The organism is Pseudomonas sp. yb_5, from assembly GCF_043103865.1.
Taxonomy (GTDB): domain Bacteria; phylum Pseudomonadota; class Gammaproteobacteria; order Pseudomonadales; family Pseudomonadaceae; genus Aquipseudomonas; species Aquipseudomonas putida_Y.
This window is the reverse complement of sequence record NZ_JBICKE010000052.1, coordinates 1-19165: the sequence shown is the minus strand read 5'-3', so window position 1 is coordinate 19165 and position 19165 is coordinate 1. Positions and strand designations below refer to the sequence as shown.

Below are 19165 nucleotides of genomic sequence, written 5' to 3'. Positions count from 1 at the left end.
TCAATAGAGCATCAGCGCCGAACCGGCCGCTTCTGCAACTTGCGCTGCAGCGTCCGCCGGTGCATGCCCAGCGCCCGTGCGGTCGCCGAGATGTTGCCTTCATGCTCGTTCAGCACGCGCTGGATGTGCTCCCACTGCAGGCGATCGACCGACATCGGGTTTTCCGGCACCAGGGTATCCAGGTCGGTGTGCTCCGACAGCAGCGCTGCCAACACGTCATCGGCGTCAGCCGGCTTGCACAGGTAGTTGCAGGCACCGCGCTTGACTGCCTCTACTGCGGTGGCAATGCTCGAGTAACCGGTCAGGATCACCACGCGCATTTCCGGGTCCAGTTCCAGCAACTTGGGCAGCAGCACCAGGCCGGAGTCGCCATCCATCTTCAGGTCCAGCGTGGCGTAGTCCGGCAGGTCCTGCTGGGCCAGGATCAAGCCTTCTTCGGCAGAACTGGCAGTGCTCACACGGAAACCGCGACGGCTCATGGCCCGGGCCATGACCCGGGTGAAGGTGGCATCATCATCCACCAGCAGCAGGTGCGGCAGCTCTTCGCTTTCGACCTGGTTTTCTTCGCTCATCATTCATCTCCTCGCTTGCCATAGGGCAGGCGCAGTTCGGTCAGGGTGCCACCCTGTTCATGACTATAGAGTTTCACCGAGCCGCCCGCACGGGTCACGCTGGCCTTGCTCAAGAACAGGCCCAGGCCGAAGCCTTTGCCCTTGGTGGTAATAAAAGGTTTGCCAATGGCTTCGGCAATGGCCGGCGGTACACCAGGGCCATGGTCGTGGATACTGATGACAATGTCCTGGGCGTCCCAGTCCAGGCGAACCTCCAGATCATCGGGGCAGGCATCTGCGGCATTGTTCAACAGGTTCAGTAGCGCCTGGGTCAGGTCTGGCGGCGGTGCCAGGCGCGGCACTTTGCCGTCGCGCAGGCGCTGGAAGCGGTAGCTGGCTTCCGGGCGCATCAGGTGCCAGCGGTTGAGCGCCTCGTCCAGCCACGCAGTCACATCCTGCTCCACGATGGCCAGGCGTCGGTTGGCTTCGGCTGCGCGTACCAACTGTTGCAAGGTCTCTTTGCACAGCTTTACCTGGTCCTGGAGGATCTGCAGGTCCTCCTGCAACAGCGGATCGGTGTGGTCCTGGCGCATTTCGTTGATCAGCACACTCATGGTCGCCAGCGGTGTGCCCAGCTCATGGGCGGCACCGGCGGCCTGGGTAGCCACAGCCAGCAGTTGCTCGTCGCGCAGGCTTTCTTCACGCCGTTCTGAACGCAGTTGCTCCTGGCGGCGCAGCTCTTCGGCCATGCGCGCAGCAAAGAAGGTGATCACTGCGGCAGCCAAGGCAATGCTCAGCCACATGCCGTAGACCTGCATCTTGTCCCGCGCCATTGGCAGCCCTTCGAGCGGGTAGAACTGCACCAGCAGCAGGCTGTAGGCCGTCAGCGCAATACCCGACAGGATCAGCGAATACAGCCACGGCAAGGTCACCGCAGCGATCGCCAGCGGCACCAGGTAATACGACACGAACGGGTTGGTCGAGCCGCCGGAGTAATACAGCAAGGCGCTGTGGATCAGCAGGTCACAGGCCAGCTGCAGGGCGTATTCCATTTCGGTGACGGGCAGCGACAGGCGCAGGCGCAGGGCCGTGAAGGCACACAGCAGCGAAGACAGGGCCAAGGTGCCGGCCAGCGACAGCCAGGGCAACGGCAGCAGTTCGGTCCAGTAGGCAACGCCCACCGAGCCGGCCTGGGCAGCCAGGACCAGGACCCGAATAAGGGTGAGGCGCCAGAGGTTCTGGCGGGTAGCGGACAACGGTTGTACGGCGGCGAGCATGAGCTCTCCTGATGAGTGCTCCAGAAAAATCGGCTGGAGTATACCGAAGCCGGGCGCCTCGCTGCAGCGATGCGGCAAAGCGCCACACTTTGTCACAGGTTCATGATGGCACTTTTGAACCCACTACACTGTTGCCGGTCCGATGGGCCATGCGTGGAATGGAAGTCCAGCCCCCACGCCTTTCAATGCCAAGGAGTATCACATGCAAATCCCACGTCGCGGCGCCGCCCTGATCATGTCTTGCGGCCTGCTCGCCAGCCTGCCGGCACTGGCCGCCGATGAACCACGTTTCAACCAGGTATCGCTGCGGGCCGAAGTCAGCAAGGAAGTGGCGCGCGACCTGATGGTCGTGACCCTGTACAGCGAAGCGCAGAACAGCGACCCGGGCAAGCTCGCCAAGCAGATCACCGAAACCATGAACAAGGCCGTGCAGCAGTCGCGCCAGGTCAAGGACGTGAAGATCAGCCAGGGCAGCCGCAACAGCTACCCGGTGTACGACAGCAAGGGCCAGAAGATCACCGGCTGGCGCGAACGCGCCGAGCTGCGCCTGGAAAGCGCCAACTTCCCGGCCTTGTCCCAGCTTACCGCCGATCTGTTGCAAGAGCTGAAAATGGGCGGCATGGACTTCTCCATCGCCCCGGCCACGCGCAAGGCCAGCGAGGATGCACTGCTCAAGGATGCGGTCGATGCCTTCAAGGCACGCGCGCAACTGGCCACCGAAGCGCTGGGCGGCAAAGGCTACAAAGTGGTCAGCCTGAACCTCAACAGCAGCGGCTACCCGCGTCCGTACTTGCGTAGCGCGCCGATGGCGATGAAGGCCATGGGGGCTGATGAAGCAGCACCGGCGCCAGATATCGAGGCGGGCACCAGTGAAGTGAGCATGAATGCCGATGGCCTGATCGAAGTGCAGATGCCATAAGGCGTCCACGCATCATCTGTGGGAGCGGGCGGGCTCGCGAACAAGACACTGCGGTGGATGGCACGGGCTTCGCCTGTGTTCGCGGGTAAACCCGCTCCTACAGGTGACCGCATCAATTTCACGATTTTCGGAAGTTTCCTACGCACCACATAGGTGCCTTCCTACATTCCTGCCCGTCCGAAACATCGCGCAAAACGCCATCATTCTGCCTACGCAAACGTTTAACTTCGCCAAAAGTTATATCGATGCGACATCCATGTACGGACGTTCCACTTTTCTGGCGCCAACTATCCTCCTACCTGTTGCATTGGGAACAGCCCCTGCATAAGTATCCGCAGGTCGGCTCACGAGGCCACCTCATCCAAAAAATGACAACAATGAGGCCACCATGCTCAAACACGCAGTCATTCCGTTCCTGCTGGGTGCAGGCTTGCTCAGCGGCGCACCGTCGGCCGTTGCCGCATCCAACCTGGTGTTCTGCTCCGAAGGCAGCCCGGCCGGCTTCGATCCGGGGCAGTACACCACCGGGACCGACTTCGACGCCTCGGCAGAGACCGTGTTCAACCGCCTGACCCAGTTCGAGCGCGGCGGCACTGCGGTCATCCCGGGCCTGGCGACCCAATGGGAAGTGTCCGACGACGGCAAGACCTATACCTTCCACCTGCGCGAAGGGGTGAAGTTCCACACCACCGACTACTTCAAGCCCAGCCGCCCGTTCAACGCCGACGACGTGCTGTTCACCTTCAACCGCATGCTCGACAAGGACAACCCGTTCCGCAAGGCGTACCCCACCGAGTTTCCATACTTCACCGACATGGGCATGGACAAGAACATTGCCAAGGTGGAGAAACTTGACGAGCACACGGTGAAGTTCACCCTCAACGAGGTTGACGCCGCGTTCATCCAGAACCTGGCCATGAGTTTTGCCTCGATCCAGTCCGCCGAATACGCCGACCAGCTGCTCAAGAACGGCAAGGCCGCCGACATCAACCAGAAGCCGATCGGCACCGGCCCGTTCGTGTTCAGTAAGTACCAGAAGGACGCGCAGATCCGCTTCAAGGGCAACAAGGACTACTGGAAGCCCGAGGACGTGAAGATCGACAACCTGATCTTTGCCATCACCACCGACGCCTCGGTGCGCATGCAGAAGCTTAAAAAGAACGAGTGCCAGGTCACCCTGTTCCCACGCCCGGCCGACATCGAGCCGCTAAAAGCCGACAAGAACCTGCAAATGCCGCAGCAGGCCGGTTTCAACCTCGGTTATATCGCCTACAACGTGATGGACAAGATCAAGGGCAGCAACGAGGCCAACCCCATGGCCCAGCTGAAAGTCCGGCAGGCGCTGGACATGGCCGTGGACAAGAAAAAGATCATCGAGTCGGTGTACCAGGGCGCCGGCCAGTTGGCGGTCAACGCCATGCCGCCCACGCAGTGGTCCTATGACGACAGCATCAAGGACGCCGCCTTCGACCCCGAGAAAGCCAAGCAACTGCTCAAGGAAGCCGGCATCAAGGAAGGCACCGAAATCACCCTGTGGGCCATGCCCGTGCAACGCCCGTACAACCCCAATGCCAAACTGATGGCCGAAATGCTCCAGTCCGACTGGGCCAAGATCGGTATCAAGGCGAAGATCGTCAGTTATGAATGGGGCGAGTACATCAAGCGCTCCAAAGGTGGCGAACAGGGTGCCATGCTGATTGGCTGGAGCGGTGACAATGGTGACCCGGACAACTGGCTGGGTACCCTCTACGGTTGCGATGCCGTCGATGGCAACAACTTCTCCAAGTGGTGCTACAAGCCCTACGACGACCTGATCAAGCAGGCCAAGGCCACGTCCGACCAGGCCAAGCGCACCGAGCTGTACCAGAAGGCGCAGCATATCCTCAAGGAGCAGGTACCGATCACCCCGATCGCCCACTCCACTGTCTACCAGCCCATGAGCGCCAAGGTGAAGGACTTCAAGATCAGCCCATTTTCGCTGAACGCCTTTTACGGCGTCAGCGTGGACAAGTAGGCTGACTGAGGCACCCGCTGAATCGCGGGTGCCCTTCACCCCCGTCACCTCTTCATGTCGTCCTGCGGCCATACGCTACGGGGTCGGCGAACTGTTGCCGTCATTCGTACCCGGAGGCGGCGCGAACAGATGTAAAAGGATTTGCCATGCGCCACGTTACCTGCCTTTCCGCGCTGCTGGCCCTGGGTCTGGTCAGCCAATCCCCGGTCCTGCTCGCCAACAACCTGGTGTTCTGCTCTGAAGGTAGCCCCGCCGGTTTCGACACCGCCCAGTACACCAGCGCCACCGACAACGACGCCGCCGAACCCATCTACAACCGCCTGGTCGAGTTCGAACGTGGCGGTACCGCCGTGCACCCGGCCCTGGCGACCCGCTGGGAGGTGTCCGACGACGGCCTGCGCTACACCTTCCACCTGCGTGAAGGGGTCAAGTTCCACAGCAACAAGGCCTTCAGCCCGAGCCGCACGTTCAACGCCGACGATGTGCTGTTCACCTTCAACCGCATGCTCGACAAGGGTCATCGGTTCCGTCAGGCCTACCCTACCGAGTTCCCCTATTTCATCGGCATGGGCCTGGACAAGAACATCGCCCGTGTCGAGAAGATCGACCCGATGACCGTGGTGTTCACCCTGAACACGGTCGATGCCGCGTTCATCCAGAACCTGGCCATGAGCTTCGCCTCCATCCTCTCCGCTGAATACGCCGAGCAGTTACTGGCCAGTGGACGCCCCAGCGACATCAATCAGCAGCCTATCGGTACCGGGCCGTTCGTGTTCCAGCGCTACCAGAAGGATTCGCAGATCCGCTACAAGGGCAACAAGGACTATTGGGCAGCGAACGAAGTGAAGATCGACAACCTGGTGTTCTCGATCAATACCGACCCCTCGGTGCGCATCCAGAAGCTGCGCCGCAACGAATGCCAGGTCACCCTGCACCCACGCCCGGCCGACCTGCCGGCGCTCAAGGCCGACAGCACGCTGCAGGTGCTCCAGCAACCAGGCTTCAACCTCGGCTACATCGCCTACAACACCCAGCACCCGCCATTCGACCGCCTGGAAGTGCGCCAGGCAATGGACATGGCGGTTAACAAGAAAGCCATCATCCAGGCGGTGTATCAGGACGCCGGCCAACGTGCGGTCAACGCCATGCCGCCGACCCAGTGGTCTTATGACGACAGCATCAAGGACGCCCCGTACGCGCCGGAAAAGGCCAGACAGCTACTCCAGCAGGCCGGTGTCAAACCGGGTACCGAGATCACCCTGTGGGCCATGCCGGTGCAGCGCCCGTACAACCCCAATGCCAAGCTGATGGCCGAAATGCTCCAGGCCGACTGGAGCAAGCTCGGTTTCAAGGTGCGCATCGTCAGCTACGAATGGGGCGAATACCTCAAACGCATGAAAAACGGTGAGCACGACATCGCCCTGATCGGCTGGACCGGTGACAACGGCGACCCGGACAACTGGCTGGGCACCCTATACAGCTGCGATGCCATCGGCAGCAACAACTACTCGCAGTGGTGCGACCCGCAGTACGACAGCCTGGTCAAGCAGGCCAAGCAGGTGACCGACCGTACCCAGCGCACCGCCCTCTACCAGCAGGCCCAGCAGCGGCTCAAGCAGCAGGTACCGATTACCCCGGTGGCGCATTCCACAGTGAACCAGCCGCTTAGCGTCAAGGTTTCCCAGTTCAAGGTCAGCCCGTTTGGGCGCAATGATTTTTCCGGTGTGAGTGTTGATTAAGCGTTAGCCAGTACCGGCCTCTTCGCGGGCAAGCCCGCTCCTACAGGATCTCAACAGTTTCGGACACTGCGCCCTACCTGTGGGAGCGGGCTTGCCCGCGAAGAGGCCAGTACGGCCAACACAACGCCCCGATTCTGCCCGGTGATCCCGCGGCAACCCTGGCAACACAGCAGCAATCACCCGGCCCACAAGGCCGGCCATAACTAGAAAAGAAAGGGAGCTTTAACCTTGAAAGTATTCACCTTGACCGCACTGGCGTTATCCATCAGTGCCTTTTCCACTGTGGCCCAGGCAGATCCGCAGAGCCAGGACTACCTCCCGCTCACCCTCAAAAGCACCAGCGAGCAAGCGCAAGCCAGCGGCTTCATCGACGGCCAAAGCCTGTCCGGCAGCACCCGCAACTGGTATGCCCGCGAACGCGCCGCACGCGCGCCGCTGTGGAAGTACTACAAGAACGACGGCACCCGCCACGACACCCACAGCCGTGAAAACTGGGTACAGGGCACCATCCTCAACTACAGCTCCGGCTTCACCCAGGGCACCGTGGGCTTCGCCGTCGAGGCCGCCGGCTACAACGCCATCGCCCTGCAGCAGAGCCGCGAGGCCATTGCCGGCCCCAACAACCGCACCCTCACCCACAGCGATGGCGACCCCATCGGCCAGTGGAGCAAACTGGGCCTGGGCAATATCAAGGCGCGTGTGTCCAACACCACCCTTACCCTCGGCCGCCAGTCGGTAGACACGCCGATGATCGCCTACATCGGCAACCGCGCCCTGCCCTCGAGCTTCCAGGGCGCATTCCTGCACAGCGCCGAATTCGACAACCTCAGCATCGACCTGGGTACTTTCGACCGCGTCTCGCCACGTACCGAACAGAGCCTCAGCAAGTTCCGCAGCGAGTACAGCGCCACCGGCGTGGAAACCGACCGTGCCAGCACCGCCGGCATCAACTACCAGCCGTTCAAGAGCCTGAGTACCAGCCTGTACGCCACCAAGGTCGACGACTTCTGGAACCAGTACTACTTCGGCGCCAACCATGTGCTCGGCGACAGCGCAGTGCTCAGCCTGAGCACCGGCCTGAACTACTACAAGACCGTCGACGCCGGCAGCCAGAAAATGGGCAAGATCGACAACGACACCTACAGCCTGTCACTGGGCCTGACCCATCAGGCCCACACCCTCAGCGCCTCCTGGCAGCAGGTCAACGGCAACGAGTACTTTGACTACCTGCACGAAACCAACGGCATCTTCCTGGCCAACTCGCTACTGTCGGATTTCAACGGCCCCAACGAGAAATCGTTGCAGATTTCCTATGTGCTGAACATGGCGCCCTATGGCGTGCCTGGCCTGAAGTTCAACCTGTACAACGCCCGCGGCTGGGGTATCGACGGCACCCACTACCGCGGCACTGCCTACGACGTGAATGGCCTGGATGGCGAAACCCACTATGAGTGGGGTATTGGCACCAGCTACGCGTTGCAGAGCGGGCCGCTGAAAGACACCAGCATCCGCGCCACCTACACCACCCATCGCGCCAGCAAGGCACAGGGCGACGGCAGCCTGGATGAGTTCCGCGTGGTCACCACCATTCCATTCAACATTCTCTGACCGTCGGCGCCCTGGCCCGTTTCGCTGCGGGCCGGGGCGGCTACGCTGGAACCAATGCAAGCAGGGAGTTTTCAACACATGCACAGAGCTTTCATGAAATCGCGGCCGTTGCGCCTAGCCCTGGTCGCGCTGCTTCTGGGCGGCGCCACGCAACTGGCGGCCAAACCGCTGGTGGTGTGTACAGAAGCCAGCCCGGAAGGGTTCGACATCGTCCAGTACACCACCGCAGTCACCGCCGATGCCTCGGCCGAGACAGTGTTCAACCGCCTGGTCGACTTCAAACCCGGCACAACCGAGATCCAGCCAGCCCTGGCCGAGCGCTGGGACATTTCAGCCGACGGCCTGACCTACACCTTCCATCTGCGTCAGGGGGTGAAGTTCCACACCACCGACTACTTCAAGCCAACTCGTGACTTCAACGCCGATGACGTGCTGTGGAGCCTCAATCGCCAGCTCGACCCGAACCACCCCTGGCATGACAAGACCAGCGTCGGCTACCCGTACTTCGAGAGCATGGGGTTCAAGGAACTGCTCAAGTCGGTCAGCAAGGCTGACGAGCACACCGTGGTGATTACCCTCAGCCGACCGGAAGCGCCGTTCCTGCGCGACATGGCCATGGGCTTTACCTCGATCTACTCCGCCGAATACGGCGACCAGTTGCTCAAGTCTGGCAAGACCGCCGAGCTGAACAGCAAGCCGATCGGCACCGGCCCTTTCATTTTCCAGCGTTACAACAAGGACGCCCAGGTCCGCTTCAAGCCCAACCCGGACTATTTCCGTGGCAAGCCGCCGGCCGATGCGCTGGTGTTCGCCATCGCCATCGACAGCAACGTGCGCCTGCAAAAACTGCGCGCCAACGAGTGCCAGGTGGCGCTCTATCCCAAGCCCGATGACGTACCGTCGATCAAGCAAGACCCGAAACTCAAGGTTGAAGAAATCGAGGCCTTGGTCACCGGCTACATCGCCATGAATACCCAGCACAAATACCTCAACGACGTGCGCGTGCGTAAAGCCATCAACATGGCCTTCGACCGCCAGACCCATGTCGACCAACTGTTTGGCAAAGGCAACGCGCTGGTAGGTGTAAACCCTTACCCCCCCACCATGATCGGCTACAACACCCACAACCAGAACCCACCGCGCGACCTCGATAAAGCCCGCGCACTGCTCAGTCAGGCCGGTGTACCCGAGGGCACGGTAATCACCCTGTTCACCCGCAACGGCGGCGGCCCGACCAACCCCAACCCGCGCCTGTCCGCCGAGATGCTGCAAGCCGACCTCAAACAGATCGGCCTCAAGCTGGATATCCGCGTCATGGAATGGGCCGAGATGCTGCGCCGGGCGAAGAACGGCGAAGCCGACCTGGTGTCCACCGGCTGGGCCGGCGACAACGGCGACCCGGACAACTTCCTCAGCCCGCTGCTCAGTTGCGATGCCGTGAAAAGTGGCGAGAACTATGCGCGCTGGTGCAACCCCAAGTTCCAGGAACTGATCAGCCGCGCCCGCGAAGTGATCGACAACGACGAGCGTGCAAGGCTCTATAACGAGGCATTGAAAGTGTACGATGACGACCAACCCTGGATCAGCATGGCTCATCCAAAGATGTTCACCGCCATGCGTGACAACGTGGAGGGCTACGTGATCAGCCCTCTGACCAACAATAACTTCGCCACGACCAAGGTGAAGTAGAACAACAACGACCGCCGGCACCCCACACGGGGACCGGCGGCACTGCCGTAGCGGGCTGATCGCCCCACGGCCTGATGAGGTAACCCCGACAATGTTGAGTTTTATTGCCCGGCGCCTTGGCCTGCTGATACCGACCTTTTTCGGCATCACCTTGCTGACCTTCGCGCTCATACGCCTGATCCCCGGCGACCCGGTGGAAGTGATGATGGGCGAGCGCAGGGTCGACCCCGAAATGCATGCCCAGGCCATGGAACGCCTGGGCCTGAACAAGCCACTGCCGGTCCAGTACCTGGACTACGTCGGCAAACTTGCCCAGGGTGACCTTGGCGAATCGCTGCGCACCCGCGAAAGCGTGTGGCGCGAGTTCCTCACCCTGTTCCCGGCCACCTTGGAACTGGCCTTCGCCGCCCTGCTGTTCGCCGGCGTCGTCGGCCTGCTGGCCGGTGTAATCGCCGCACTCAAGCGCGGTTCGCTGTTCGACCACGGGGTCATGGGCATATCACTGGCCGGCTACTCGATGCCGATTTTCTGGTGGGGCCTGATCCTGATCATGTTCTTCTCGGTAAGCCTGGGCTGGACCCCGGTATCCGGGCGCATCAACCTGCTCTACGACATCGAGCCGAAAACCGGCTTCATGCTCATCGATACCCTGCTCAGCGATGAAGAAGGCGCGTTCAAGGACGCTGTGATGCACCTGATCCTGCCGGCCATCGTGCTCGGTACCATCCCGTTGGCAGTGATCGCCCGCATGACCCGCTCGTCGATGCTCGAAGTGCTGCGTGAGGACTACATCCGCACCGCCCGCGCCAAAGGCCTGTCGCCGGCCCGTGTGGTGTTCGTGCACGGCCTGCGCAATGCGCTGATCCCGGTGCTGACCGTGTTCGGCCTGCAGGTCGGCACGCTGCTGGCCGGTGCGGTGCTGACCGAAACCATCTTTTCCTGGCCGGGCATCGGCAAATGGCTGATCGAAGCCATCGGTGCCCGTGACTACCCCGTGGTCCAGAACGGCATCCTGTTGATCGCCTGCCTGGTGATTCTGGTCAACTTCGTCGTGGACATCCTCTACGGCCTGGCCAACCCACGCATCCGTCATCAGCGCTGAGGCCTTTGCCATGACTAGCCCGATTCCAAAATCCGTGTCGCCGGCCAGCCCGGTGGACCAGAGCCTGCTTTACCCCTCCCCGTACAAAGAATTCTGGCAAGCCTTCGCGCGCAACAAGGGCGCGGTAATGGGCCTGGCCTTCATGTGCCTGGTGGTGTTCTGCGCGCTGTTCGCGCCTTGGGTCGCCCCGCATGACCCCAGCGAGCAGTACCGCGACTTCCTGCTGACCCCGCCGGTGTGGCTGGAAGGCGGCACCTGGCAGTTCATTCTGGGCACCGACGAACTGGGCCGTGATCTGCTTTCGCGGCTGATTCAAGGTGCACGGCTGTCGCTGCTGATCGGCCTGTCGTCAGTGGTGATGTCACTGATCCCGGGCATTCTCCTTGGGCTGCTGGCCGGCTTTTTCCCGCAGTTGCTCGGCCCGTCGATCATGCGCCTGATGGACGTGATGCTGGCCTTGCCGTCGCTGTTGCTGGCCGTGGCCATCGTCGCCATCCTCGGCCCTGGCCTGATCAACACCGTGATCGCCATCGCCATCGTCTCGCTGCCCTCTTATGTGCGCCTGACCCGCGCCGCGGTGATGGGTGAACTCAACCGCGACTACGTCACCGCCGCACGCCTGGCCGGTGCCGGCCTGCCACGGCTGATGTTCGTCACCGTGCTGCCCAACTGCATGGCCCCGCTGATCGTGCAGGCCACCCTCAGCTTCTCCTCGGCCATCCTTGACGCCGCCGCACTGGGTTTCCTTGGCCTCGGCGTACAGCCGCCAACCCCCGAGTGGGGCACCATGCTGGCTTCGGCCCGAGACTACATCGAGCGCGCCTGGTGGGTAGTGAGCCTGCCTGGCCTGACCATTCTGCTCAGTGTGCTGGCAATCAACCTGATGGGCGACGGCCTGCGCGATGCGCTGGACCCGAAACTCAAGAACGCCGCCTGAGGAGAACGCCATGTCACTGTTGCAGATCAACAACCTGAACGTGCGCTTCGGCGACGCCAATGCAGTACCGGTGGTAGACGGCCTGGACCTGAAAGTGGACGCTGGCGAGATCCTGGCCATCGTCGGCGAGTCCGGCTCGGGCAAGTCGGTCACCATGATGGCCCTGATGGGCCTGATCGACGCTCCCGGGCGCATCACCGCCGACTCACTGACCTTCGACGGCACTGATATGCTCAAGCTCAGCGGCCGTCAGCGGCGCAAGGTGGTGGGCAAGGACATCGCCATGGTCTTCCAGGACCCGATGACCGCGCTCAACCCCAGCTACACCGTGGGCTTCCAGATCGAGGAAGTGCTGCGCCAGCACTTGGGCCTTAAGGGCAAGGCTGCCCGCCAGCGTGCTCTGGAGCTCTTGAAGAAGGTCGAGATTCCGGCCGCAGAAAGCCGCCTGGACGCTTACCCGCACCAGCTGTCAGGCGGCATGAGCCAACGTGTGGCGATCGCCATGGCCATTGCCGGCGAGCCCAAGCTGCTGATCGCCGACGAACCGACCACGGCCCTCGACGTGACCATCCAGGCTCAGATCATGGAACTGCTGGTCAACCTGCAGAAGGAGCGCAACATGGCGCTCATCCTGATCACCCACGACCTCGCCGTGGTCGCCGAAACCGCCAGGCGGGTGTGCGTGATGTACGCCGGCCAAGCCGTGGAAGTGGGCCAGGTGCCAGAACTGTTCGATGTGCCCGCCCACCCTTACAGCGAAGCCCTGCTCGCCGCGATCCCCGAGCACAGCATTGGCGCCGAGCGCCTGGCCACACTGCCTGGCATCGTCCCCGGCCGCTACGACCGCCCGGTCGGCTGCCTGCTGTCACCACGCTGCCCCTATGTACAGGACAATTGCCGGCGCCAGCGCCCGCCCCTCGACCCACAGGCCCACAGCCTGGTGCGTTGCTTCTACCCGCTGAATCAGGAGGTGGCGTGATGGCCGTCGTACTTACCGCACGGGAGCTGACCCGGCATTACGAAGTGTCCCGCGGGCTGTTCAAGGGCCACGCGCTGGTACGCGCGCTCAATGGCGTGTCGTTCGAACTGGAGGCCGGCAAGACCCTGGCCGTGGTCGGCGAGTCCGGCTGTGGCAAGTCGACCCTGGCCCGCGCCCTGACCCTGATCGAAGAGCCTTCGTCCGGCTCGCTGCAAATTGCCGGCACCGAGGTGAAGGGCGCCAGCAAGGCAGAGCGCAAACAACTGCGCCGCGATGTGCAGATGGTGTTCCAGAGCCCCTACGCCTCGCTCAACCCACGGCAGAAGATCGGCGACCAACTGGCCGAACCGCTGCTGATCAACACCTCGCTGAGCAAGGCCGAGCGCCGCGACAAAGTGCAGAAGATGATGGAGCAGGTCGGCCTGCGCCCCGAGCACTATCAGCGCTACCCGCACATGTTTTCCGGCGGCCAGCGCCAGCGCATTGCCCTGGCACGGGCGATGATGCTGCAGCCGAAAGTGCTGGTGGCGGACGAGCCAACCTCGGCGCTGGACGTGTCGATTCAGGCGCAGGTGCTGAACTTGTTCATGGATCTGCAGAAGGAGTTCAATACCGCCTACGTGTTCATCTCGCACAACCTGGCGGTGGTACGGCATGTGGCGGATCAGGTACTGGTGATGTACCTGGGGCGGCCGGCGGAGATGGGGCCGAAGGAGGACATCTACGCGAAGCCGCTGCACCCGTATACCCAGGCGTTGCTGTCGGCGACACCGGCGATTCATCCAGACCCGTTGAAGCCGAAGATTCGCATCGCCGGGGAGCTGCCCAACCCGCTGAGCCCGCCGGATGGGTGTGCATTCCACAAACGCTGCCCGCATGCGACCGAGCGGTGTGCCAAGGAGGTGCCGGCGCTGAGGCAGGTGAGTACGCGGCAGGTGGCTTGTCACTATGCCGAGCAGTTTCTTTAACTGTTAGAAAACTGGGCAGCCCTCAATGCGAAAAACAGCAGTTTGCTGCGCTGCCCAGTCACGCTTCCTGACCACCGCTCACTTAGCAGGGCTAATAGTGGAGGACTGAGCATGCGTTTCAGCGCCGAGCATCTGAGGATGCGGCGGGAGGAGCGCAGCTGAAGTGCCAAGGCTTTTTGATTGTGGAGCTGAATCCATTTGTGGGCGAGGTTGCCATTGAGGCTGTAGCCCAAGGCGATGTTTGCGATGGAGGCACCGGGCTCGTCGCACTCTGGGCTTTGAAAGATTTATTGTAGGTACGGCGCTGAGGATGCCTGGAAAATCCGCTTGATGGGCCAGAAATGGTGTCCACTTTTAGGTGGACACCATGGCCTTCGCCGGCTCCGTCAGGAAAATGTGTTGGCCGGACGGATACCGGGATTCGACTATCAGGGGAGTGTAAGTTTTTTTGTGTGCGGGACAAGGCATTTTCAATGCATTTTCAATGCTTTAATACCTGCTTGCTGACTGCAGACGCCGTCAAGCCTAATCGGGCAGATGTACCTACAAAACTTCCAGCTTCAACTACTACCGCAAATGCTGCCATGCAAGGCAACATATCAACATGAATTTTCGCAAGATAGCATTGACAGTCCATTATTATGAGCACTCACATCCACAGGCCCACAGCGAAGAAATACGCCATTGGCACAATCCCCAAAAATCTACAATTTTATAAGTCGAAACAATCTCACCCGTAAAGGTGCAGAAGCAAAGCCCCTGACAGCACTAGGCTAACACCGCCGATCTGGATGACTGACAGCCGCTCGCGAAAAAAGAAGTACCCCAGGATCGCGGCAATACCACCCGACAACGTGCTGATGACGGTGACAACGGAAACCGAGCCATTTAGAGCCCCCCAAGAAAACGCAGAAAACCCTCCCAAGTTGAAAAGACTGGCCCCACACAGTGAGCCATAGGTCTTCAGCATTATCGTCGTATGATCCCGCAGAAACTTGACGGCTTCAGGGATAAGGAACATGACCCCCACCGCATACCCTAGCGCCAGCATGTTCACCGGCCCCAGCGCCGGCAAGGCGAATTTCCCTTGAATCCAGAAGCTGATGCCGTAAAGCATGGCCGCCAACAAAGCAAACCACACAGACATCACACTGGTGACCTTACGATCGAAACCACCACCATTATCGCTGCGGCAGGCCAACAGCACGCCGAAAAAGCAGACAAGGATACCAACCACCTGCCAAGCGGAGAGGGCATCGCCACCCAGCCATGCCAACAGCGTTGTAAAAACACCATACGAAGTGACCAGGGGCGCCACGACTGCTGTTTTGCCAATAGCGAAAGCTTTTGAAAGCGCCAGCGCTCCTACTACGGTGCATAGAGAGGCGACAATTCCTAACCCTATCGTGAGCCAAGGCGCAGATGTAAACTTTTGCCACTGATCGGCTGAAATGGCAATAAAGACTGCCATCAAGAGAAGTCCTAGCAACTGCCCAAAAAGTACCGCCCGTTTCACTCCGACCGCTCTTGCGTTCACGCCGACCAAGAAATCGGTAGCCCCCCAGAACACCGCAGCCAGCAACCCCATGAATACGTCCATAGTAACGGCCTTAATTATGATTTATCCCTGAACCTCCCCAGACAGTAATCGGGAAAACAGCAGAAATCAAACACCTATTTTGGACGAATCTCTACAGACTGAGTATTTCTGCACGCCCACCAGGCTAGCAACCCCAGTAACGGGTTAGTTAGTACCGTAGAGACAACGGCAAGCGCCAAGAGAATACTGTAGGAACTTTCAGACAACACCCCAACCTGTACTCCTACACTAAGTATCACTAATTCAACGAGACCTTTGGTGTTCATCAGCACACCAACTTCTATTGAATTTATTGGTCTCAAGCCCGACATCCAGGCCCCAATGTATGAACCCAGCACCTTGCCGAGAGTCCCCCCAGCAAGAACAACAGCAGCCATAGCCATAGACTTGGCTCACTGAAAGCACTTAGGGAAACCTGGATGCCAGCGGCGGCAAAAAAGATTGGGGTAAGAAAGAGATGACTGAACCTCCCGATCCATCGACGCCATGCCTCCTCCATCGAGCAGACGTCGTAAAACACGTATGCTGCCATGACCGCGCCAATTGCCTGATGGAAACCGAGCATCCCTGTAAGCTGCGCCGAAGCCAGGCAATACATAAAGGCAGCAGCGACACGGGAGCGCTCACCAAGAGACGTGACGACGGCCTGTTTTTTAGCCATGGACGGAGCAACAGGAGCGTCCGTGCGGCATGCGCTGTAAGACCGGCTTTGGTCCCCTTCATGGAAACGCTGATAAGGAATGATGCGTTACTGAGCGAGTACAACCACTCCAACAACTACGACTTTTCTGACAGGCGCCTCTGAAACTCAAAAAAATTCAGACTTCGTGCGCAAAGCCCCTCCCCTCTCTACAACCCAGAAAACTCCCGGGACGTGGCTCTATGACACCACGCTAAACCGCGCATAACCCTTACCATACTTGGCTTTCGCATCGTTGACAGAGCGGCGCACGGGTCTATTTACTTGACACCTTTCACGGAAGATTACACGGCAATTGGATTGAAACGCTCACCGTGCATTTCAGGGAGATGCCCATGATCATGGATCGACTCGACCGGGTCGCACGTTGTCCCGTATCTGGCGAACAGGAGTAACCCCTCATGTTCGAAGCGGCCAGGTTCGGCGACGAGATATCGCACACCAGCGCGCTGGGAGGCTTCCTGATCGGGGCCGCCCTGGGGATTGCGCTGGTGGCCACGGTGGCCATCGCCACGTTCACCTGCGGGTTCGGCGTGGCCTTGCTGGCCGGCCTCGCAGCCGGCATCGGGGGCAGCTTGCTGACCGCCGCCGGAGAGGCGATAGGCAGTATGTTCTCGTCCCCCTCAGGGACGATAACCACTGCCTCACCCAACGTGTTCATCAACAGCCGCAAGGCCGCCCGCGTCGAAAAAAGCATCGGTGCCTGCGACAAGCACCCGGGGCCGGTGCAGATTGCCGAAGGCTCGACCAACGTCTTCATCAACAGCGTCGCCGCCGCGCGCAAGGGCGACAAGCTGACCTGCGGCGCCACCATTTCCGGTGGTTCGGACAACGTCATCATCGGCGGCGGCACCTACCGTTACCTGCCCGTGGACGATGAAGTCCCGGAGTGGCTGCGCACCACCGTGGATGTGCTGATGGCCATCGCCGGTGCCGCAGGCGGTATCGCCCAGCTGATCAAGGCGGGTACCCAGGCCGGCATGAAAGCCGTCATGCCTTGCGCGCTGAAGTTCACGGCCGGCTTCGTCGCCGGTGAGGTGGCCAGCCGTTACGTGGTCGAACCCGTGGCCCGCAAGGCTATCGGCGGCCTGGTCGGCAACCCCGTCGACCTCACGACGGGCCGCAAGCTGATGCCCGATGAAATCGACTTCAGCCTGCCGGGCCTGATGCCGATCGAGTGGTCGCGCTTCTACGCCAGCGACCTGACGGTCGACAGCGTACTCGGCCGCGGCTGGGTGCTGCCCTGGGAGCAGAGCCTGCGCCGCCAGGGGGCATTCATCTACCTCACCGACAACCAGGGCCGCGAAGTCCCGTTCGTGACCCTGCAACCGGGGCAGCGCATCTACAACCCGCACGAGCAGGTGTACCTGGTGTGCACCGAGGGCGGCCACTACATCCTGCAGACCCTCGACAACCTGTTCTTCTACTTCGGCGAAGTGCCAGACACCAACACCGAAGTGCCGCTGCAGCGTATCGAGAACGTCCTCGGCCACTTCCTGCACTTCACCCGCACGCCCGACGGCACACTGACCGACATCAGCGCCACCGGCGGCACCCGCGTGCACCTGCACTACGACAACCCGCTGGGTCGCCTGACCGACATCAAGCGCGTGGTGAACAACGAAGCGGTGGAAACGCTTACCCAATACCGCTACGACGAACACGGCCAGCTGAGCGCGGTGATCAACCGCAACGGCGACACCGTGCGCAGTTTCAGCTACGCCGACGGCCTGATGGTGACCCACAGCAACGCGCTGGGGCTGGGCTGCCACTACCGTTGGCAAACCCTGGGCGACAAGCCACGTGTGGTCGAACACTGGACCAGCGACGGCGAGCATTACCACTTCCGCTACGACCTCGACAGCCGCACCAGCTGGGCCACCGACGTGCTCGGCCGTGAGCTGCAAGTGCAGTACAACGCCGACCACCGCGTGGTCGCCAGCCGCGACTACGGTGGCGAACGTTACGCCATCGAGCTGGACGAGCACGGCAACATGGTCGGCCTGGGCCTGCCAGACGGCAACCGGCTCGCCTTCAAGTACGATGAATACGCCCGCCTGCTGGAAGAAACCGATCCACTGGGGCGCAAGATCCAGTACGAGTACCACCACCTGACCACGCTGGTGACCAAAGTCAGCTACCCGGATGGCAGCACCTGGCAGGCGCGCTACGACGACAAGGGCAACCTGCTCGCCGAACTCGATGCCCTCGGCCAGATGACCGAGTACCTGAACAGCGATGACGGCCTGCCGCACACCATCATCGATGCGACCTACAAGTCCAAGTACCTGTGGTGGAACACCCTGGCCCAGGTCGAGCGCTACCAGGACTGCTCGGGCAAGAGTACGTACTACCGCTATGACGAACGCCAGCACCTGGTCGCGGTAACGGACGCGCTGAACCAGACCACCACACTGGCGCGCAAGCCCGACGGCGAAGTGCTGCGCATCAGCCACCCGGACGGCACCACGGAAAGCTTCACCTACAACGTCTACGGGCAGGTGCTCAGCCACACCGACGGCAAGGGCCAGACCACCCGCCTGATACGCACGGCCCGCGGCCTGCCGAGCAGCCGCCAGGACGCCAAGGGCCAACGGGTTCGGTACGAGTACGACAAGGCCATGCGCCTGACCGCGCTGGTCAACGAGAACAACGCCACGTACAGCTTTGGCTACGACGCTTCGGACCGGCTAAGCGAAGAAGTGCGGGTGGATAACCTGACCCGGCGTTTCAGCTACAACGTCGGTGGCCATCTCACACGACTGGATGAGATTGGCTATGGCGAAAATGCCGAGCGGCCCGAGCGCCATACGCTGTTCGAACGTGATGCCATTGGTCGCCTGATCGCCAAACTGAATAGCGACGCACAACAGCGATTCACCTATGACGACGGTGACCGGCTGCTGAGCATTGAGCGGCAACCGAGCGGGATCGGCAAGCAGCTTGGGATCACGGAAGAAAAGCTTGAGTACGCCTACGATCTGCTCGGTCGGCTGACCAAAGAAATCACCCCTGACGGCACGCTTGGCTACGAGTACGACCCACTCAGCAACCTGACCACGCTGACCCTCCCGGATGGGCG

General features: G+C 61.1%; 15 protein-coding genes. 10 read left to right on the top strand and 5 right to left on the bottom strand.

The features are described from left to right. Nucleotides 1-11: 11 nt before the first annotated feature. Both ACF8GF_RS07090 and ACF8GF_RS07085 read right to left on the bottom strand, forming a co-directional pair. Nucleotides 12-572, bottom strand: coding sequence for a response regulator transcription factor (locus ACF8GF_RS07090; RefSeq protein ID WP_003255244.1), 561 nt, complete (start codon nt 570-572; stop codon nt 12-14). After that, nucleotides 572-1828: an ATP-binding protein gene (locus tag ACF8GF_RS07085; protein WP_176683790.1), complete on the bottom strand. Its 1257-nt coding sequence runs from the start codon at nt 1826-1828 to the stop codon at nt 572-574. Before ACF8GF_RS07085 ends, ACF8GF_RS07090 begins: the two co-directional genes overlap by 1 nt. 202 nt (nt 1829-2030) lie before the next feature. Here ACF8GF_RS07085 and ACF8GF_RS07080 point away from each other — a divergent pair, with 202 nt between their 5' ends. The 9 genes from ACF8GF_RS07080 to ACF8GF_RS07040 all read left to right on the top strand — a co-directional run bounded on the left by ACF8GF_RS07080 (nt 2031) and on the right by ACF8GF_RS07040 (nt 13783). Continuing rightward, complete coding sequence (locus ACF8GF_RS07080) at nt 2031-2747, top strand: SIMPL domain-containing protein (protein WP_021781805.1); 717 nt, start codon at nt 2031-2033, stop codon at nt 2745-2747. 388 nt (nt 2748-3135) lie between these two features. Further along, nucleotides 3136-4761 carry an ABC transporter substrate-binding protein gene (locus ACF8GF_RS07075; RefSeq protein WP_392487876.1) on the top strand — a complete coding sequence of 542 codons (1626 nt, stop codon included), beginning with the start codon at nt 3136-3138 and terminating at the stop codon, nt 4759-4761. Between the two features lie 146 nt (nt 4762-4907). Beyond that, nucleotides 4908-6500, top strand: coding sequence for an ABC transporter substrate-binding protein (locus tag ACF8GF_RS07070; protein WP_392461916.1), 1593 nt, complete (start codon nt 4908-4910; stop codon nt 6498-6500). Nucleotides 6501-6728: 228 nt separating this feature from the next. Further along, complete coding sequence (locus ACF8GF_RS07065) at nt 6729-8108, top strand: OprD family porin (RefSeq protein ID WP_021781802.1); 1380 nt, start codon at nt 6729-6731, stop codon at nt 8106-8108. A 78-nt stretch (nt 8109-8186) separates the two neighbouring features. Then, nucleotides 8187-9797: an ABC transporter substrate-binding protein gene (locus ACF8GF_RS07060; RefSeq protein ID WP_176683793.1), complete on the top strand. Its 1611-nt coding sequence runs from the start codon at nt 8187-8189 to the stop codon at nt 9795-9797. 91 nt (nt 9798-9888) lie between these two features. Beyond that, nucleotides 9889-10899, top strand: coding sequence for an ABC transporter permease subunit (locus ACF8GF_RS07055; RefSeq protein ID WP_392461913.1), 1011 nt, complete (start codon nt 9889-9891; stop codon nt 10897-10899). A 10-nt stretch (nt 10900-10909) separates the two neighbouring features. Continuing rightward, nucleotides 10910-11836 carry an ABC transporter permease subunit gene (locus tag ACF8GF_RS07050; RefSeq protein ID WP_009685150.1) on the top strand — a complete coding sequence of 309 codons (927 nt, stop codon included), beginning with the start codon at nt 10910-10912 and terminating at the stop codon, nt 11834-11836. A 10-nt stretch (nt 11837-11846) separates the two neighbouring features. Then, a complete protein-coding gene (locus ACF8GF_RS07045) occupies nt 11847-12815 on the top strand; it encodes an ABC transporter ATP-binding protein (RefSeq protein WP_010952089.1) in 969 nt (322 codons plus the stop codon). Then, on the top strand, nt 12815-13783 hold the full coding sequence (locus ACF8GF_RS07040) for a peptide ABC transporter ATP-binding protein (RefSeq protein WP_176683796.1): 969 nt from the start codon (nt 12815-12817) through the stop codon (nt 13781-13783). Before ACF8GF_RS07045 ends, ACF8GF_RS07040 begins: the two co-directional genes overlap by 1 nt. Before the next feature lie 481 nt (nt 13784-14264). Here the strand turns inward: ACF8GF_RS07040 and ACF8GF_RS07035 are convergent, their stop codons facing one another. The 3 genes from ACF8GF_RS07035 to ACF8GF_RS07025 form a co-directional block, all read right to left on the bottom strand. Continuing rightward, nucleotides 14265-14369 (bottom strand): LysR family transcriptional regulator, encoded by a 105-nt coding sequence (locus tag ACF8GF_RS07035; protein ID WP_339444394.1) that lies wholly within the window; start codon nt 14367-14369, stop codon nt 14265-14267. Nucleotides 14370-14513: 144 nt separating this feature from the next. Continuing rightward, on the bottom strand, nt 14514-15383 hold the full coding sequence (locus ACF8GF_RS07030) for a DMT family transporter (protein ID WP_339535414.1): 870 nt from the start codon (nt 15381-15383) through the stop codon (nt 14514-14516). A 298-nt stretch (nt 15384-15681) separates the two neighbouring features. After that, on the bottom strand, nt 15682-16044 hold the full coding sequence (locus tag ACF8GF_RS07025) for a cation:proton antiporter (RefSeq protein ID WP_392487875.1): 363 nt from the start codon (nt 16042-16044) through the stop codon (nt 15682-15684). Nucleotides 16045-16484: 440 nt separating this feature from the next. Between ACF8GF_RS07025 and ACF8GF_RS07020 the strand changes: the two genes are divergently transcribed. After that, on the top strand, nt 16485-19165 hold a 2681-nt coding region (locus tag ACF8GF_RS07020; RefSeq protein ID WP_392487874.1), incomplete at its 3' end, for a DUF6531 domain-containing protein.

Coding starts and splice junctions, on each gene's coding strand:
- ACF8GF_RS07090 (WP_003255244.1), bottom strand. CDS start 572: ATGAGCGAAGAAAACCAGGTCGAAAGCGAAGAGCTGCCGCACCTGCTG.
- ACF8GF_RS07085 (WP_176683790.1), bottom strand. CDS start 1,828: ATGCTCGCCGCCGTACAACCGTTGTCCGCTACCCGCCAGAACCTCTGG.
- ACF8GF_RS07080 (WP_021781805.1), top strand. CDS start 2,031: ATGCAAATCCCACGTCGCGGCGCCGCCCTGATCATGTCTTGCGGCCTG.
- ACF8GF_RS07075 (WP_392487876.1), top strand. CDS start 3,136: ATGCTCAAACACGCAGTCATTCCGTTCCTGCTGGGTGCAGGCTTGCTC.
- ACF8GF_RS07070 (WP_392461916.1), top strand. CDS start 4,908: ATGCGCCACGTTACCTGCCTTTCCGCGCTGCTGGCCCTGGGTCTGGTC.
- ACF8GF_RS07060 (WP_176683793.1), top strand. CDS start 8,187: ATGCACAGAGCTTTCATGAAATCGCGGCCGTTGCGCCTAGCCCTGGTC.
- ACF8GF_RS07055 (WP_392461913.1), top strand. CDS start 9,889: ATGTTGAGTTTTATTGCCCGGCGCCTTGGCCTGCTGATACCGACCTTT.
- ACF8GF_RS07050 (WP_009685150.1), top strand. CDS start 10,910: ATGACTAGCCCGATTCCAAAATCCGTGTCGCCGGCCAGCCCGGTGGAC.
- ACF8GF_RS07045 (WP_010952089.1), top strand. CDS start 11,847: ATGTCACTGTTGCAGATCAACAACCTGAACGTGCGCTTCGGCGACGCC.
- ACF8GF_RS07040 (WP_176683796.1), top strand. CDS start 12,815: ATGGCCGTCGTACTTACCGCACGGGAGCTGACCCGGCATTACGAAGTG.
- ACF8GF_RS07035 (WP_339444394.1), bottom strand. CDS start 14,369: ATGGCAGCATTTGCGGTAGTAGTTGAAGCTGGAAGTTTTGTAGGTACA.
- ACF8GF_RS07030 (WP_339535414.1), bottom strand. CDS start 15,383: ATGGACGTATTCATGGGGTTGCTGGCTGCGGTGTTCTGGGGGGCTACC.
- ACF8GF_RS07025 (WP_392487875.1), bottom strand. CDS start 16,044: ATGGCTAAAAAACAGGCCGTCGTCACGTCTCTTGGTGAGCGCTCCCGT.